Origin of the sequence: Azoarcus sp. TTM-91 (genome assembly GCF_012911025.1) — a bacterium.
Classification (GTDB): Bacteria; Pseudomonadota; Gammaproteobacteria; order Burkholderiales; family Rhodocyclaceae; genus Azoarcus.
Genome location: NZ_WUEI01000104.1, coordinates 1 through 15,176 on the forward strand (window position 1 = coordinate 1; position 15,176 = coordinate 15,176).

The window sequence follows — 15,176 nt, forward strand, 5'->3', positions numbered from 1 at the left end:
AGATGTGTATAAGAGACAGGGAGAAAGTGGCCCGGGCGGGGGGCTGGCTGCGGGGGGCTGCAGCTCTGACGGAAGGGCGATGCCAAGGCGAGCGGCGCGGGCGCTCAACTGGGCCTGCATTTCCTCCAGTTCCTTGATTCGCGCCAGGAGTTCCATCTGCGCAACGATGGTTCTGTCGACCGCGCCGGTCAGCGCCTGCTCCCTGCGCGCCCATCCCGGAGAGTCGGGCTCGGCACTGTAGTTGCGAGGGTTCGCCGCCTCTTGCTCGCCGACCACCAGCCGGTCATTCCTGCCCCGGGCCGGGGAGGTGGGGCCGCGGCCAGGCTCGCTGGCCTGAACTGGACGCTGGCGTGAGGGTGCATCGGGCGAGGCGGGGGCAAGCGCCTGTTCGGACGCGTTACGACTGGCCCGCGCTTGTTGCGCCGGCGAGGGGATGAGTAGATCGGTGCCAGGGGGCAGTTCCTGGGAGTGAGAATCCGCGTTGGGAAACAGCCCGGGGTTGGCGCGCGCAGTGGCCGCAATGAAGCGGCGCTGTGCCGCGCGGTCTTGCGGGTGCAGGGCTTCAGCCAGCGATGCCAGGGACTCACCGGGGGCGGTAGTCCAGTGTTCCCCGCCGGCAGCATGGGTGGCGATACGCCTACCTGGTCCCGGAGTTGTTTGCTGAGGGACGGGCGAGGACTGCACGGCTGAAGCGGTCGGCCGTTGGGGAGCGTCCGCCGCCTGGTCGGGGAAGGGGAGCAGGAGGGTGTAACGGCGCTGCAGCCGCGAGTCGCAGATGTTCTGCAGGGTGAGCTGGACCGCCGGCTCGTTTACCGCGGCTGCGCTGCTGACGATGATGCGGGCACTTGCTCCGCTACCCGTCGCGGAGATGCGCACATTGCGTACGGATGGAAGCTCGCTGCCCTCGTCGGTGGCTACCCGCAGGCACTCGCCCGCATCGTTCACCCGGCCGTCCAGCGAACGGAGCTCGACCCGGAAGGGGGCGCCAAGCGGGGAGACTGAAGTTACTTCTCCAAGGACTACGGCCCCGGCGATGCCGGGCCAGGCAAGAGGCAACAATATGGCGAGCGCGGTGAGCGAAGGTCCTTTTGATCTCATCGTTCCGCGGGTCCGTGGGGGGAAGGTTGCATGTCGGCGTTTTATCAGAGTATCGGGCGCTATTCCAGCGTCTGCGCCGCATTCCGTCGCATTGCTGCATGCCGCCGTCGATTTTGTCTCAGTCCTTGTTGCAGTGCGCCGGGAGGCAGGGGATGCGGCGGTGCAACGTAAAGCCTCCGCCGGGGTAAAATCGGGGGCGTTGCCATACTCAGCCGTACGTTCATGCCGCTTTCCAATTCCTCCCCTGGCCGCAAGCGGGTGCACCTGCGCCGTATCGAAGTGGAGGGCTATCTGCGTGACGATGGTCTCTTCGAACTCGAAGCTTCGCTGTGTGATGTCAAGGATGTCGATTACCCCTTGGCATCGGGCGTCCGCCCGGCGGGCGAGCCGGTGCATCTGATGCGCCTGCGGCTCACGCTGGATGCCACCTTCAACATCCTTGCCGCGGAGGCCTGTTCCGACCGGGTGCCTTATCCCGGAAGCTGCGACACCATTGGGCCGGCCTACCAGCGGCTGGTCGGCCTGAATCTGGTGCGAGGCTTTCGTCGCACGGTGGCCGAGATGTTTGCCGACGTCGCCGGCTGCACCCATATCACCGAATTGTTGAACAGTCTGCCGACGGCCGCGATCCAGACTTTCGCCACTTTTCAGCGCGACGTCGACGACAGCGGCGGAAAGCCCTTCCAGCTTGATCGTTGCCATGCGCTCGAGACGACCTCGGAAGCCGTGCGACGCTACTACCCACGCTGGTATCGGGGGCATCGGGGCCCGGTCTGAAGCGTCCTGTGCGCTGCGGAAAACCGGTTATAATCCCGAGGTTCTTACGGTTACCACGCCTTGACAGCGAGGCCTCCGATAGACACGGCGTGGGCAGGGTTATTGCCCGGGTCAGAAGCGGCAGGTGCCGGACGAGGGAGACGGTGCCCGTCGTGGAGCGAAGCTCCGAAGCGTCCCATCAACCTGTTCGCGGCGAGGAGTGCGCCGCGGCTTCGATCGAAGGGCAACCATGAAGATTCATGAGTATCAGGCAAAAGAACTGCTGAGAAAGTACGGCGTGGTCACGCCGCGCGGCATCCCCTGCTTTTCCGTTGATGAAGCGGTGAAGGCAGCCGAGGAACTCGGCGGCAACATCTGGGTGGTGAAGGCCCAGATCCACGCGGGTGGCCGCGGCAAGGGCGGCGGCGTCAAGCTCGGCAAGTCGCTGGACGAGGTGCGTACCCTAGCGGGGCAGATTCTCGGCATGCAACTGGTGACGCACCAGACCGGCCCGGAAGGCCAGAAGGTCCGCCGGCTGCTGATCGAGGAAGGCGCCGACATCAAGAAGGAATACTACGTCGCCGCGCTGACCGACCGCGCTACCCAGAAGGTCGCCATGATGGCGTCCTCCGAAGGCGGCATGGACATCGAAGAAGTTGCCCACAACACCCCCGAGAAGATCATCAAGGTCTTCGTCGATCCGCTGATCGGCCTGACCGACGAGCAAGCCACCGAGCTCGCCAAGGGCATCGGCGTGCCGGAAGGCTCCATCGCCAAGGCGGTGGATGCGTTCAAGAAGCTCTACACCTGCTACATGGAAACCGATGCCTCGCTGGCGGAAATCAACCCGCTGATCCTCGAAGGCAACGGCAACATCAAGGCGCTGGACGCCAAGTTCAATTTCGACTCCAACGCGCTCTTCCGCCATCCGGAAATCGTCGCTTATCGCGACCTGGATGAAGAAGATGCCGACGAGATCGAAGCCTCCAAGTTCGACCTCGCCTACATCTCGCTGGATGGCAATATCGGCTGCCTGGTGAACGGTGCCGGTCTGGCCATGGCCACCATGGACACCATCAAGCTGTTCGGTGCCGAGCCGGCCAACTTCCTCGACGTCGGCGGCGGCGCCACGACCGAGAAGGTCACCGAAGCGTTCAAGATCATGCTCAAGAACCCCAAGGTGAAGGGCATCCTGGTGAACATCTTCGGCGGCATCATGAAGTGCGACACCATCGCCACCGGCGTGGTCACTGCGGCCAAGGAAGTGAACCTGTCCGTGCCGCTGGTCGTGCGCATGAAGGGCACCAACGAAGACCTGGGCAAGAAGATCCTCGCCGAGTCCGGCCTGCCGATCATCGCGGCCGACACCATGGCGGAGGCGGCGACCAAGATCGTCGCTGCGGTCAAGTAAAGGATAAGGGAGAGAACGAATGTCCATCCTGATCAACAAGGACACCAAGGTCATCACCCAGGGCATCACCGGGAAGACCGGGCAGTTCCACACCGAGAAGTGCCAGGAGTACGCGAACGGCAAGAACTGCTTCGTTGCCGGCGTGAATCCGAAGAAGGCTGGCGAGAAGATCTTCGACATCCCCATCTACGCCTCGGTCAAGGAAGCCGCCGGTGAAACCGGCGCCACTGTTTCCGTGATCTACGTGCCGCCCGCCGGTGCGGCAGCGGCGATCTGGGAGGCGGTCGAGGCCGACCTGGACCTAGCAATCTGCATCACTGAAGGCATTCCGGTCCGCGACATGCTGGAAGTGCGCAACAAGATGAAGGCCAAGGAAGCGGCCGGTGGCAAGAAGACCCTGCTGCTGGGCCCGAACTGCCCCGGCCTGATCACCCCGGAAGAAATCAAGATCGGCATCATGCCGGGCCACATCCACCGCAAGGGGCGAATCGGCGTGGTTTCCCGCTCCGGCACGCTGACCTATGAAGCGGTTGCGCAGCTGACCGAGATCGGCCTCGGCCAGTCTTCCGCCGTCGGTATCGGTGGCGACCCGATCAATGGTCTGAAGCACATCGACGTGATGCAGTTGTTCAACGACGATCCGGACACCGACGCGGTGATCATGATTGGCGAGATCGGTGGCCCCGACGAAGCGGAAGCCGCCCTGTGGTGCAAGGCCAACATGAAGAAGCCGGTGGTTGGCTTCATCGCCGGTGTGACTGCGCCGGCCGGCAAGCGCATGGGCCACGCCGGTGCGCTGATTTCCGGCGGTGCGGATACCGCTGACGCCAAGCTTGCCATCATGGAAGAGTGCGGTTTCAAGGTGACCCGGAACCCGTCCGAAATGGGCCGCCTGCTGAAGTCGCTGCTGTAAGAACAGCGGACTTGCAGCCTCCAAAGCGCCGGCTTATGCCGGCGCTTTTTTGTCTACGCCGGCAGTGGGCCACGCTAGAATGAAACGATCGGTCCAGGACGGGCCGACGGCTGGCAGGGCGTGTCCCGGCCTTGCACAGAGGGGCCGCGACTGCCGGTCGATTCAACGATGACCGCTGCGGCCGGTATCGCGGAGCCATCAGGGCGGGGAGCGTGTGTGGCGGTAGTGAAAACGCAGGGAAGCGCGCCCCTGTTGCGCTGCGCCTGCCGAACGGATGTCGGCCGGGTCCGCGCGCGCAACGAGGATGCGTACCGGGTTGCGCCGGAGCAGGGCTGGCTGGTGCTGGCCGACGGCATGGGCGGCTATCGCGGTGGCGACGTGGCTGCCGCGATGGCGGTGGACGTGGTGATCTCCCGCCTCGAGGCCGAACGGGCCGTATTGAAGGACGCGGCAGCCCTGGCGCAAGTGTTGCGGCTGGCGGTGGCCGAGGCCAATGCGGAGATCCATGACGTCGGCCTGAGGCGCGTCGAAGTGGCCGGAATGGGCTCGACCATAGTGATAGCGACCTTCCTGCCAGGATCGATGGTGTGCGCGCATGTGGGCGACTCCCGCCTCTACCGCTTTCGAGATGGCGCCCTGACTCTCCTCACGCGAGACCACACCTTGTTGCAGGAGCAGGTGGACGCCGGCATGATTCACCCCGACGAAGCGCGGCGGTCCCGTTTCCGTGGCATGCTCACGCGCGGTCTCGGGATAGAACGGATGGTCGAACTGGACGTGGCCGAGCATGAGACGCGGCAGAGCGACTGTTATCTGCTGTGCTCAGATGGTCTGACGGACATGCTGATGGACGACGAAATCGAAGCCGAGATCGGGGTCGGCGGCACTCTGGACGAGATTGCCGGGCGGCTGGTCGATGTCGCCAACATGCGCGGCGGGCGGGACAATGTAACTGTCATCCTTGCCCAAGGTGCGGGAAGCAGATAATGAAAGCGATAAATGCGCCCGTACGAGCGGGCGAACCGGGGAGCGGGTGCTAGCAATGCCGAAGTTGATCCTCAGCATGGACGGGCTGGTGCTCAAAGAGATCGTCCTGAACAAGGGACGGACTTCGATCGGGCGCAAGCCGAACAACGATATCCAGATCGACAATCTGGCGATCAGCGGCCAGCACGCTGTCATCACCTGCATCCTCGAGGATGCCTTCCTCGAAGACCAGAACAGCACCAACGGCACCTATGTGAATGGGCAGCCGATCAAGAAGCATGTGCTGCAGAACAATGATGTGGTCGAGCTCGGCAAGTACCGCCTCAAGTTCCTGGCTGATGCCTCCCTGCCCGGTCTCTCTCCCTCCGAGATGGTGGAGACCGCCGCGCTGAAACCCTTCGAAATCGGCACCATCGCCACCGACTCGGTGGGCGCCCGGCCGCTCAAGGGCCAGGCGACGGCGACGCAGACGCAGCTGCTGCCTGCAGACGCGCTGCAGCGGGAAGAGCTGCTGGCGGACGACCGGCAAGGCTTCGTCCAAGTGCTCAGCGGCGCCAACGCCGGCCGTGAACTCGCGCTGACCAAGTCGCTGACCACGCTGGGCAAGCCGGGCAAGCAGGTGGCGGTGATTGCCCGCCGGCCGCACGGCTACTTCATCACCCATGTCGAAGGCACCACCTTTCCGGTGGTGAATGGCCGCACGCTGGATGTGCAGGCGCACAAGCTGGGTGACCACGACATCATCGAGATCGCTGGCGTGAAGATGGAGTTCTTCCTCCGCGCCTGAGCCTGTTCCCGGTCCTTCTCCTGGGGCGGAGATGGGCGTGATTTTTTCCATAGGCCTCCAGCCGGACCAGATGCTAAGGTCTGGACCTGATCACAGGGGAGCAGGACGGCGGGTGCGAGGGCACCGGCGCCGCGCAGCGATCTTTCATGAAACTCAAGGTTCTGGGATGTAGCGGAGGCATAGGCGGCGCGGGTATGCGCACCACCGCCTTTCTCGCCGACGACGACATCCTGGTCGATTGCGGTACGGGTGTGGGCGACCTGGAATTGGACGCCCTGCGCCGCATCGACCACATCTTCATCACCCACGCCCATCTCGATCACATCGTCTCGATTCCCCTGATGATCGACTCGGTGGGCGACAGCCGCAGCCTGCCAGTCACCGTCTATGCCTCGGCGGAAACGATCCGCATCCTCCGCTCCCATGTCTTCAACTGGCTGGTGTGGCCGGACTTCAGCGCCATACCTGACCGTCATCGGCCCTTCCTGCGGTTTCAGCCGCTCAAGGTCGGTGAGTCCGTCAAGCTCGGGTCGCGCACCATTACCGCCTTGCCGGCGCACCATACGGTGCCTGCCTTCGGCTACTGCCTGGACGGCGGCGACGGCCAGCTGGTGTATTCCGGCGACACCGCGTATTCCAGTGAGCTCATTGCCGCGATCAACAAGGTGCCGCGCCTGCGCCACCTGATCGTGGAGACTGCCTTTTCCGACGAGCAGCACGGTCTGGCGGTGGCCTCCCGTCATCTCTGCCCCAACATGCTCACCGCCATGCTGGACGAGATCCACGGGCATCCCGAAGTCCATGTGAGCCACCTCAAGCCCGGCCTGGGAGAACGCATCATGGCGCAGCTGGCGGCATACCGCGGCCCGCTGCGGCCCCGGCGGCTGGAACAAGGGCAGGTTCTGGAGTTCTGAACTGTTTCATGGGACGCGCCGACGCTTGCCGGGCTGGCGATCGCCGCGCGGATAAAATGGGCGCAATCGGCCCTTCATCTCGACAAGCGAACGCCTTATGAACGCGAACCCCGCAAAAGCCACCGGTGGCAGCGCGGTTGCCAGCCGCCTGGCCTTCTTCAAGGGCCTGCAGGCGATCACCACCCGCATCCACGCTGCCCAAGATATCGACGAGATCATCTTCGAACTGTCCGCCGACCTGTGTGCGCTGTTCGATGCCGAGCGCCTGTCCATCTACATGGTGGAGGAAGGCGGCAATGCCATCGCCACCCGGGTGAAGACGGGGCTGCAAGCGGCGCAGAGCATCCGGCTGCCGATCGCCGAGAACAGCGTCGCCGGCTACGTCGCCAGCAAGCGCCAGATGCTCAACATCGCCGACGTCTACGACCGCGAGGAACTGTCCGCCTTCTCTCCCAGGCTGGAATTCCGCCGCGAGGTGGATGAGTCCACCGGCTTCCGGGCCCGGCAGATGCTGGCCGCGCCGGTGATCGACCCCGACAGCGGCACGCTGCAGGGCGTCATCCAGTTGATCAACAATGCCGCCGGGGGGCGCTTCTCGGCGGTGGCCGAGGAAGGGCTGATGGGCTTGGCGCAGACGCTGGGCGTGGCCTTCGCACGGCGGGCCAAGGCGCCGGCGCAGTTGCGTTCCCGTTTCGATGCGCTGGTGGCGGATGGGCGCATCACCGCCGAAGAACTGGCCGAGGCAACACGGGAGGCGCGCGCCGGGGGCAAGCCGACCGAGACGGTGCTGATCGAGCGCCTGAATGTGTCGGCGGCCGAGATCGGTGCCGCTGCCGCGCGCTTTTACGGTGTGGCCTACGAGCCCTTCCGCGCCGAGCGCGTCAAGCCGATGGACCTGCTGCGCAACATCAAGCGCGAGTATGTGCTGCAGAGCCTGTGGTTGCCGCTGGAGGAGACGACCGAAGGGGTGGTCATCATGGCGGTGGATCCGGAGCAGGTGCGCGGCTCGCGGGTGGCGCAGAACGTCTTCCCCAAGAAGCGGCTGGCCTTCCGCGTCACCACCCGGGAGGAGTTCGAGCGTACCGCCAACCAGATGTTCGAGCGCTCGCTGGATTCCGGCTCGGCCTCCGACCTGTTGTCCGACATGGACGAGGACGGCGAGGACGCTTCCCTGTCAGATGACGTGAACGCGGCGGCGGACAACGAACTGGTCAAGCTGGTGAACCGCGTGATCGTCGACGCCTACCGCCAGGGCGCTTCGGACATCCACATCGAACCGCGCGGCGGTAAGGAAAAGACGCTGATCCGCTTCCGCAAGGACGGCACCCTGGTGCCCTACATCGAGGTGCCGGCCAGTTACCGCAACCCGCTCGTCACCCGCATCAAGATCATGTGCGACCTCGACATCTCCGAGCGTCGCAAGCCGCAGGACGGCAAGATCAAGTTCCGCAAATACGCACCGCTGGACATCGAGCTGCGGGTGGCCACGGTGCCGACCGCTGGCGGCCTGGAAGATGTGGTGATGCGCATCCTCGCCCACAGCGAGCCCATTCCCATCCGCGAGCTCGGCCTCAGCCCGCACAACCTCGCCGGCGTGGAGCGCACCGTCGCCAAACCCTACGGCATTTTCTTCGTCTGCGGCCCCACCGGCTCAGGCAAGACCACCACGTTGCACTCCATCCTCGGCCACATCAACACGCCGGAGACCAAGATCTGGACGGTGGAGGACCCGGTCGAGATCACCCAGAAGGGCTTGCGCCAGGTGCAGGTGAACCGCAAGGCCGGGCTGGATTTCGCCACCATGATGCGTTCCTTCCTGCGCGCCGACCCGGACGTGATCATGGTCGGCGAAATGCGCGACAAGGAAACGGTCTCCATCGGCATCGAGGCCTCCCTCACCGGCCACCTGGTGTTCTCCACCCTGCACACCAACAGCGCGCCGGAGTCGGCGGTGCGCCTGCTGGACATGGGCATGGACCCCTTCAATTTCGCCGACGCGCTGCTCGGCGTGCTGGCCCAGCGCCTGGCCAAGCGCCTGTGCCGCCACTGCAAGACGGCCTACGAGCCGGACGAGGCCGAGCTCAATCACCTGCTCGACGAGTATTGCGAAGACATGCACGGCACGCCGGACTTCCGCGCCGACGCCGGGGCCGCGCGGGCTGCCGTCCTGGCGCGCTGGCGCAAGGAGTACGGCGACGGGCAGGGCCGCTTCACCCTCTATCGCGCCGCTGGCTGTCCGGAATGCACGCAGGGCTACAAGGGCCGGGTGGGCCTGCATGAGCTGATGCTGGGCTCGGACGAGGTCAAGCGCCTGATCCAGGAGCGCGCACGCGTCGCCCAGTTGCTGGAGACCGCGCTGGGCGAGGGCATGCGCACGCTGCGCCAGGATGGCATCGAGAAGGTCTTGTCCGGCGTTACCGACCTCAAGCAGGTGCGCAAGGTCTGCGTGCGCTGAAGCCGGCCGGTTTGGTGCTTGGCGGGGCGGAGTAGAATCCGCCCCTTGTTTTTGTTCTTCCGCTTTTCCGGAGTGACTCCATGTTCCGCATCGCCCCCAGCATCCTCTCCGCCAACTTTGCCAAGCTCGGCGAGGAGATCACCAACGTCATCGCTTCCGGGGCGGACTGGATCCACTTCGACGTGATGGACAACCACTACGTCCCCAACCTCACCATAGGCCCGATGGTGTGCGAGGCCATCCGCCCGCTGACGCAGGCCCCCATCGACGTGCATCTGATGGTGGAGCCGGTGGACCGCATCGTTCCCGACTTCGCCAAGGCCGGCGCCAACCTCATCACCTTCCATCCGGAAGCTTCCGGCCATGTGGATCGCACGCTGGGCCTGATCCGCGAGCACGGCTGTCAGGCCGGTCTGGTGTTCAACCCGGCCACGCCCCTGAGCTACCTGGACTACGTGCTGGACAAGGTGGACATCGTGCTGCTGATGAGCGTGAACCCCGGCTTCGGTGGGCAGAAGTTCATCCCCGCCGCGCTGGACAAGCTGCGCGAGGCCCGCGCCCGGCTGGACGCCTACGAGGCCAGGAGCGGCCGCCATATCCTGCTGGAGATAGACGGCGGCGTGAAGGTGGACAACATCGCCGCGATTGCCGCTGCCGGCGCCGACACCTTCGTAGCCGGCTCCGCGGTGTTCGGCGCCGCCCGCGAGACGGACGTGCACCGCTACGACAGCGTGATCGCCGGACTGCGGCGCGAGCTGGCCAAGGCCGGGGCCTGACATGGAGGCGGTCGAGCGCTTCCAGGTGCGCGCCGTCCTGTTCGACCTGGACGGCACCCTGCTGGACACCATAGGCGACCTGGTCGAGGCGGCCAATCGCATGCTCGCCGAGCTCGGCCGCCCCTTGCGCAGCGCGGCGCAGATCCACAGCTTCGTCGGCAAGGGTGTTGCCATGCTGGTGCGCCGCTGCCTCACCGAAGATACCTATGCCACCGAGTTGGAAATCGAGCGCGGCATCGAGGTGTTCCGTCGCCACTACGCCGAGATCAACGGCGACACCACCCGCATCTACCCAGGCATAGAGGACGCCTTGCAGGCGATGCGGGCGCTGGGGCTCAAGCTCGCGGTGGTCACCAACAAGGCCGAGGAGTTCACGCTGCCACTGCTGCAGCGCGTGGGCTTCGCCAGTCGTTTCGACGCCGTCGTCAGCGGCGATTCGGTGGCGACCAAGAAGCCGGACCCCGCCATGCTGCACCACGCCTGCGGCCTGCTCGGCGTGGGCGCGGCGCAGGCGCTGATGATAGGCGACTCCGCCAACGACGCCCTCGCCGCGCGTGCCGCCGGCATGCCGGTGCTGCTGGTGGACTACGGCTATAGCGAGGGCATGCCGGTGGACACCATAGAATGCGATGGGCTACTATCCTCGGCACTCGAAGCGCTGGACCGGATCGCAGTGGCATAGGCAGCCCAGGCAGCACTCAGGCCCGCACCGGAAAACTCTTCCAAACAGCCCTCGCAGCACATCGAACACATCCCATCGTGACTCTCGCAAACCGGGTTTCGGACAAGAAGATCGCAACCGACCGTAGCATCCAGCTGTGCTGGCGTGCCGGTTGGTGGTGGCCTGCGGGCCAATAAAAGCGCACCCCTTCGCGGGAGGCCGCCGGTAGTTCCAGGCCGTCGCCCGCACCCAGTCCGAATCGTCCCCGAGTTTTGTGGAGCCACCATGCTCGAACAAGAATTCAACGCCCTGGCTGCCCAGGGCTATAACCGCATCCCGGTTACCCTCGAGACCTTTGCCGATCTCGACACCCCGCTGTCCATCTACCTGAAGCTCGCCAACGAGTCCTACACCTACCTGCTGGAATCGGTGCAGGGCGGCGAGCGCTTCGGCCGCTACTCCTTCATCGGCCTGTCCTCCCCCACACGCATCGAGGTCTATGGCCGCTCGGCGTTGCTGCTCACTGGCAACCGCCTGGTCGAGCGGCGCGACTACGGCGATCCGCTGAACTTCGTCGGCGAGTTCATGAACCGCATCAAGGTGCCGCCCAGCGACAGCCTGCCGCGCTTCGCCGGCGGCCTGGTCGGCTGCTTCGGCTACGACACCGTGCGCTACATCGAGCCGAAGCTGGCCAAGGCGGAGAAGCGCGACGAACTGGGAACGCCGGACATCCTGCTGCTGCTGTCGGAAGAAGTGGCCATCGTGGACAACCTCTCCGGCAAGCTCACCCTGGTGGTGTATGCCGAGCCGGAAGTGCCGGGCGCCTACAAGCGTGCCAAGCGCCGGCTGCGCGAACTGCTGGCGCGGCTGCGCGAGCCGGTGAGCATTCCGGCGGAAATCCGTGCCGAGCCGCAGCCGGAGGTCTCCAGCTTTGGCGAAGAGGCTTTCAAGGACGCGGTACGCCGCGCCAAGCAGTACATCGTCGATGGCGATGTCATGCAGGTGGTGCTGTCCCAGCGCATGAGCAAGCCCTACGCCGCCAGTCCGATGGCGCTGTACCGCGCCATCCGCAGCCTCAACCCCTCGCCCTACCTGTTCTACTTCAATTTCGAGGACTTCCACGTCGTCGGCGCCTCGCCGGAGATCCTGGTGCGGCTGGAGGATGGCGATGTCACCGTGCGGCCCATCGCCGGCACCCGCAAGCGCGGCGCCACCCCGGCGGAAGACCTGGCGCTGGAGCAGGATCTGCTCGCCGACGAGAAGGAGCGCGCCGAGCACCTGCAGCTGCTGGACCTCGGCCGCAACGATGCCGGCCGGGTCGCCGAGATCGGCTCGGTGCGCGTCACCGAGAGCTTTGCCGTCGAGCGCTACTCGCATGTGATGCACATCGTCTCCAACGTCGAGGGCCGGCTGAAGGAAGGGCTGAACGCGCTGGCAGTGCTGCGCGCCACTTTCCCGGCGGGCACGGTGTCCGGCGCGCCCAAGGTGAGGGCGATGGAGATCATCGACGAGTTGGAGCCGGTGAAGCGCGGCATCTACGCCGGCTCGGTGGGCTATATCGGTTTCCATGGCGACATGGACCTCGCCATCGCCATCCGCACCGCGGTGCTGAAGGATGGCCAGATCCACGTGCAGGCCGGCGCAGGCATCGTCAGCGATTCCGACCCCGACGCCGAATGGCAGGAAACCCGCAACAAGGCGTGCGCCATGCTGCGCGCGGCGGAGATGGCCGAGGGAGGCCTGGACACGCAGGTGGAGTAAGCGGGATGAACGTCCAGCATCTTCCCGCGATACCGGCCTCGACTCCGCAAGCCCTGTTTCACCCGCAGCGCCCGGTGGCGGAGCGATGGCGGCCCTGGCTCGCCTTCCTGCCGCGCCCGGTGCGCAACACTCTTCCAGAAACGAGACCTGCGGGGTCGAAATGCTGCTGATGATCGACAACTACGACAGCTTCACCTACAACCTGGTGCAGTACTTCGGCGAACTGGGCGCCAAGGTGAAGGTTTATCGCAACGATGAAATCACCCTTGAACAGATCGCCGCGCTGCAGCCGGAGCGCCTGGTGATCTCGCCGGGGCCGTGTTCGCCGGCGGAGGCGGGCATTTCGGTGGCCGCCATCAAGGAATTCGCCGGCAAGCTGCCCATCCTCGGCGTCTGCCTGGGCCACCAGAGCATAGGCGCGGCCTTCGGCGGCAAGGTGGTGCATGCGCAGCGGCCGATGCACGGCAAGACCTCGCCGGTGCGCCACCGCAACAGCGGCGTGTTCGCCGGCTTGCCGGACCCGCTGTGCTGCACCCGTTACCACTCCCTCGCCATCGAGCGCGCCTCGCTGCCGGACTGCCTGGAAGTCACCGCCTGGACGGAGGATGGCGAAATCATGGGCGTGCGCCACCGCGAATTCGACGTGGAAGGCGTGCAGTTCCACCCCGAGTCCATCCTGACCGAGCGCGGCCACGACTTGCTGCGCAACTTCCTCCGCGCGGCGGCCTGAGCAGCGGCCCGCCCTGGCTCCAGATACGAACAGACAAGGAAAAGAGCATGAGCATCACCATCCAGCAGGCGCTGCAGCGCACGATAGAGCACCGCGAGATCTTCTTCGACGAGATGCTCTCCCTGATGCACCAGATCATGGCCGGCGAGGTGTCGCCGGTGATGACCGCCGCCATCCTCACCGGGCTGCGCGTCAAGAAGGAAACCATAGGCGAGATCACCGCCGCCGCTACCGTGATGCGCGAGCTGGCGACCAAGGTGGTCGTGGCGCCGCCGCATGATCACTTCCTCGACGTCGTCGGCACCGGCGGTGATGGCTCGCACACCTTCAACATCTCCACCGCCACCATCTTCGTCGCCGCCGCGGCCGGCGCGCGCATCGCCAAGCACGGCAACCGCAGCGTGTCGTCCAAGTCCGGCAGCGCCGACGTGCTGGAGGCGCTGGGCGCCAACATCGCGCTGACGCCGGAGCAGGTCGCCGAGTGCGTGGAAGCGGTGGGCATCGGCTTCATGTTCGCGCCCAGCCACCACAGCGCGATGAAGAACGTGGCCGCGGTGCGGCGGGAGATGGGCGTGCGCACCATCTTCAACATCCTCGGTCCGCTGACCAACCCGGCCAGCGCACCCAACACGCTGATGGGCGTGTTCCATCCCGACCTCGTCGGCATCCAGGCCAGGGTGATGGAGCGCCTGGGCGCCAACCATGTGCTGGTGGTCCACGGCCTGGACGGCATGGACGAAGTCAGCCTGGGCGCGGCCACGCTGGTCGGCGAGCTGAAGGACGGGCAGGTGCGCGAGTACGAGATCCATCCGGAAGACTTCGATCTCGCCATGGCCGGCAGCCGCAACCTGCGGGTGGAGGACGCCGACGAGTCGCGCCAGACCCTGATCGGCGCGTTGGAGAACCGCCCCGGCCCGGCGCGCGAAATCGTCATCCTCAACGCCGGTGTGGCACTCTATGCGGCCAATCTGGTCGACTCCATCGGCGCCGGCATCCTGCGCGCCCGCGAGATCATCGCCTCCGGCGCAGCGCGGGCCAAGCTGGACGAGTTCGTGCGTTACACCCGCCGTTTCGGAGCCCCGCAATGAGCGACATCCTTGCCAAGATCGTCGGCGTGAAGCGCCAGGAAGTGGCGGCGGCGCTGGCGCAGAAGCCGCTCGCGGCAGTGCGCGCCGAGGCGGAGGCGGCCGCGCCGGCGCGGGACTTCGTCGGCGCCATGCGGGCGAAGATCGCCGCCGGCCGGCCGGCGGTCATCGCCGAGATCAAGAAGGCCAGCCCGTCCAAGGGAGTGATCCGGCCGGATTTCGATCCCCCCGCCATCGCCGCCTCCTATGCCGCCGCTGGCGCCGCCTGCCTGTCGGTGCTCACCGACCGTTCCTTCTTCCAGGGGGCGCCGGAGTACCTGCAGGCCGCCCGCGCCGCCTGCGAGCTGCCGGCGCTGCGCAAGGATTTCCTGGTCGACACTTACCAGGTCCATGAAGCCCGGGCGATGGGCGCGGACGCCATCCTGCTGATCGCCGCCTGCCTGGACCTGGCGCAGATGCGCGACATGGAAGCCATCGCCCGGCAGCTGGGCATGGCGGTGCTGGTGGAGGTGCATGACGGCGCCGAGCTGGAGCAGGCGCTGCAACTGCAGACGCCGCTGGTCGGAGTGAACAACCGCAACCTGCGCACCTTCGAGGTTTCGCTGGAGAACACGCTGGCGCTGCTGGCGGCGATGCCGGCCGACCGCATCGTGGTCACCGAATCCGGCATCCTGCAGCCGGCCGACGTGGCGCTGATGCGCGGCCGCGGCGTCAACGCCTTCCTCGTCGGCGAAGCCTTCATGCGCGTGCCGGAGCCGGGCGACGGCCTGCGCGCGCTGTTCGGGTAAGGGCGGATGACGGGGCCGGACGCCAGCCAGCAGACGCCCGCCCGCCCCCAGGGC

Annotated in this window: 13 protein-coding genes; all 13 read left to right on the plus strand. The window is 65.9% G+C overall.

The genetic code is table 11. The features are described from left to right. Positions 1–1,320 precede the first annotated feature (1,320 nt). The 13 genes from GRF61_RS19590 (at position 1,321) to trpC (ending at position 15,122) form a co-directional block, all read left to right on the plus strand. On the plus strand, positions 1,321–1,875 hold the full coding sequence (locus tag GRF61_RS19590; RefSeq protein ID WP_169152311.1) for a DUF2889 domain-containing protein: 555 nt from the start codon (positions 1,321–1,323) through the stop codon (positions 1,873–1,875). Positions 1,876–2,104: 229 nt separating this feature from the next. Next, positions 2,105–3,265, plus strand: coding sequence for an ADP-forming succinate--CoA ligase subunit beta (gene sucC / locus GRF61_RS19595; RefSeq protein WP_169152312.1), 1,161 nt, complete (start codon positions 2,105–2,107; stop codon positions 3,263–3,265). A gap of 19 nt (positions 3,266–3,284) precedes the next feature. Further along, positions 3,285–4,178: a succinate--CoA ligase subunit alpha gene (sucD, locus tag GRF61_RS19600; protein ID WP_169152313.1), complete on the plus strand. Its 894-nt coding sequence runs from the start codon at positions 3,285–3,287 to the stop codon at positions 4,176–4,178. 216 nt (positions 4,179–4,394) lie between these two features. Then, positions 4,395–5,165 (plus strand): protein phosphatase 2C domain-containing protein, encoded by a 771-nt coding sequence (locus GRF61_RS19605; RefSeq protein ID WP_348982445.1) that lies wholly within the window; start codon positions 4,395–4,397, stop codon positions 5,163–5,165. A 55-nt stretch (positions 5,166–5,220) separates the two neighbouring features. After that, complete coding sequence (locus GRF61_RS19610; protein ID WP_169152315.1) at positions 5,221–5,952, plus strand: FHA domain-containing protein; 732 nt, start codon at positions 5,221–5,223, stop codon at positions 5,950–5,952. Positions 5,953–6,098: 146 nt separating this feature from the next. Further along, positions 6,099–6,866, plus strand: coding sequence for a 3',5'-cyclic-nucleotide phosphodiesterase (locus GRF61_RS19615; RefSeq protein WP_169152316.1), 768 nt, complete (start codon positions 6,099–6,101; stop codon positions 6,864–6,866). Between the two features lie 97 nt (positions 6,867–6,963). Then, positions 6,964–9,321: a GspE/PulE family protein gene (locus GRF61_RS19620; RefSeq protein WP_169152317.1), complete on the plus strand. Its 2,358-nt coding sequence runs from the start codon at positions 6,964–6,966 to the stop codon at positions 9,319–9,321. Between the two features lie 80 nt (positions 9,322–9,401). Further along, positions 9,402–10,097: a ribulose-phosphate 3-epimerase gene (gene rpe, locus GRF61_RS19625; protein ID WP_169152318.1), complete on the plus strand. Its 696-nt coding sequence runs from the start codon at positions 9,402–9,404 to the stop codon at positions 10,095–10,097. A 1-nt stretch (position 10,098) separates the two neighbouring features. Next, the gene (locus tag GRF61_RS19630; RefSeq protein ID WP_169152319.1) at positions 10,099–10,779 is read left to right on the plus strand and encodes a phosphoglycolate phosphatase; all 681 of its coding nucleotides are present in this window, start codon (positions 10,099–10,101) and stop codon (positions 10,777–10,779) included. 264 nt (positions 10,780–11,043) lie between these two features. After that, positions 11,044–12,519, plus strand: coding sequence for an anthranilate synthase component I (gene trpE / locus GRF61_RS19635; protein WP_169152320.1), 1,476 nt, complete (start codon positions 11,044–11,046; stop codon positions 12,517–12,519). Positions 12,520–12,679: 160 nt separating this feature from the next. Further along, complete coding sequence (locus GRF61_RS19640; protein ID WP_169152321.1) at positions 12,680–13,249, plus strand: aminodeoxychorismate/anthranilate synthase component II; 570 nt, start codon at positions 12,680–12,682, stop codon at positions 13,247–13,249. Between the two features lie 47 nt (positions 13,250–13,296). Further along, on the plus strand, positions 13,297–14,337 hold the full coding sequence (gene trpD / locus GRF61_RS19645) for an anthranilate phosphoribosyltransferase (protein ID WP_169152322.1): 1,041 nt from the start codon (positions 13,297–13,299) through the stop codon (positions 14,335–14,337). Then, entirely contained in the window at positions 14,334–15,122 is a 789-nt protein-coding gene (trpC, locus tag GRF61_RS19650; protein WP_169152323.1) for an indole-3-glycerol phosphate synthase TrpC, read from the plus strand. Before trpD ends, trpC begins: the two co-directional genes overlap by 4 nt. Positions 15,123–15,176 lie beyond the last annotated feature (54 nt).

Coding starts and splice junctions, on each gene's coding strand:
- GRF61_RS19610 (WP_169152315.1), top strand. CDS start 5,221: ATGCCGAAGTTGATCCTCAGCATGGACGGGCTGGTGCTCAAAGAGATC.
- sucD (WP_169152313.1), top strand. CDS start 3,285: ATGTCCATCCTGATCAACAAGGACACCAAGGTCATCACCCAGGGCATC.
- trpE (WP_169152320.1), top strand. CDS start 11,044: ATGCTCGAACAAGAATTCAACGCCCTGGCTGCCCAGGGCTATAACCGC.
- GRF61_RS19640 (WP_169152321.1), top strand. CDS start 12,680: ATGCTGCTGATGATCGACAACTACGACAGCTTCACCTACAACCTGGTG.
- rpe (WP_169152318.1), top strand. CDS start 9,402: ATGTTCCGCATCGCCCCCAGCATCCTCTCCGCCAACTTTGCCAAGCTC.
- sucC (WP_169152312.1), top strand. CDS start 2,105: ATGAAGATTCATGAGTATCAGGCAAAAGAACTGCTGAGAAAGTACGGC.
- GRF61_RS19630 (WP_169152319.1), top strand. CDS start 10,099: ATGGAGGCGGTCGAGCGCTTCCAGGTGCGCGCCGTCCTGTTCGACCTG.
- GRF61_RS19620 (WP_169152317.1), top strand. CDS start 6,964: ATGAACGCGAACCCCGCAAAAGCCACCGGTGGCAGCGCGGTTGCCAGC.
- GRF61_RS19590 (WP_169152311.1), top strand. CDS start 1,321: ATGCCGCTTTCCAATTCCTCCCCTGGCCGCAAGCGGGTGCACCTGCGC.
- trpD (WP_169152322.1), top strand. CDS start 13,297: ATGAGCATCACCATCCAGCAGGCGCTGCAGCGCACGATAGAGCACCGC.
- GRF61_RS19615 (WP_169152316.1), top strand. CDS start 6,099: ATGAAACTCAAGGTTCTGGGATGTAGCGGAGGCATAGGCGGCGCGGGT.
- trpC (WP_169152323.1), top strand. CDS start 14,334: ATGAGCGACATCCTTGCCAAGATCGTCGGCGTGAAGCGCCAGGAAGTG.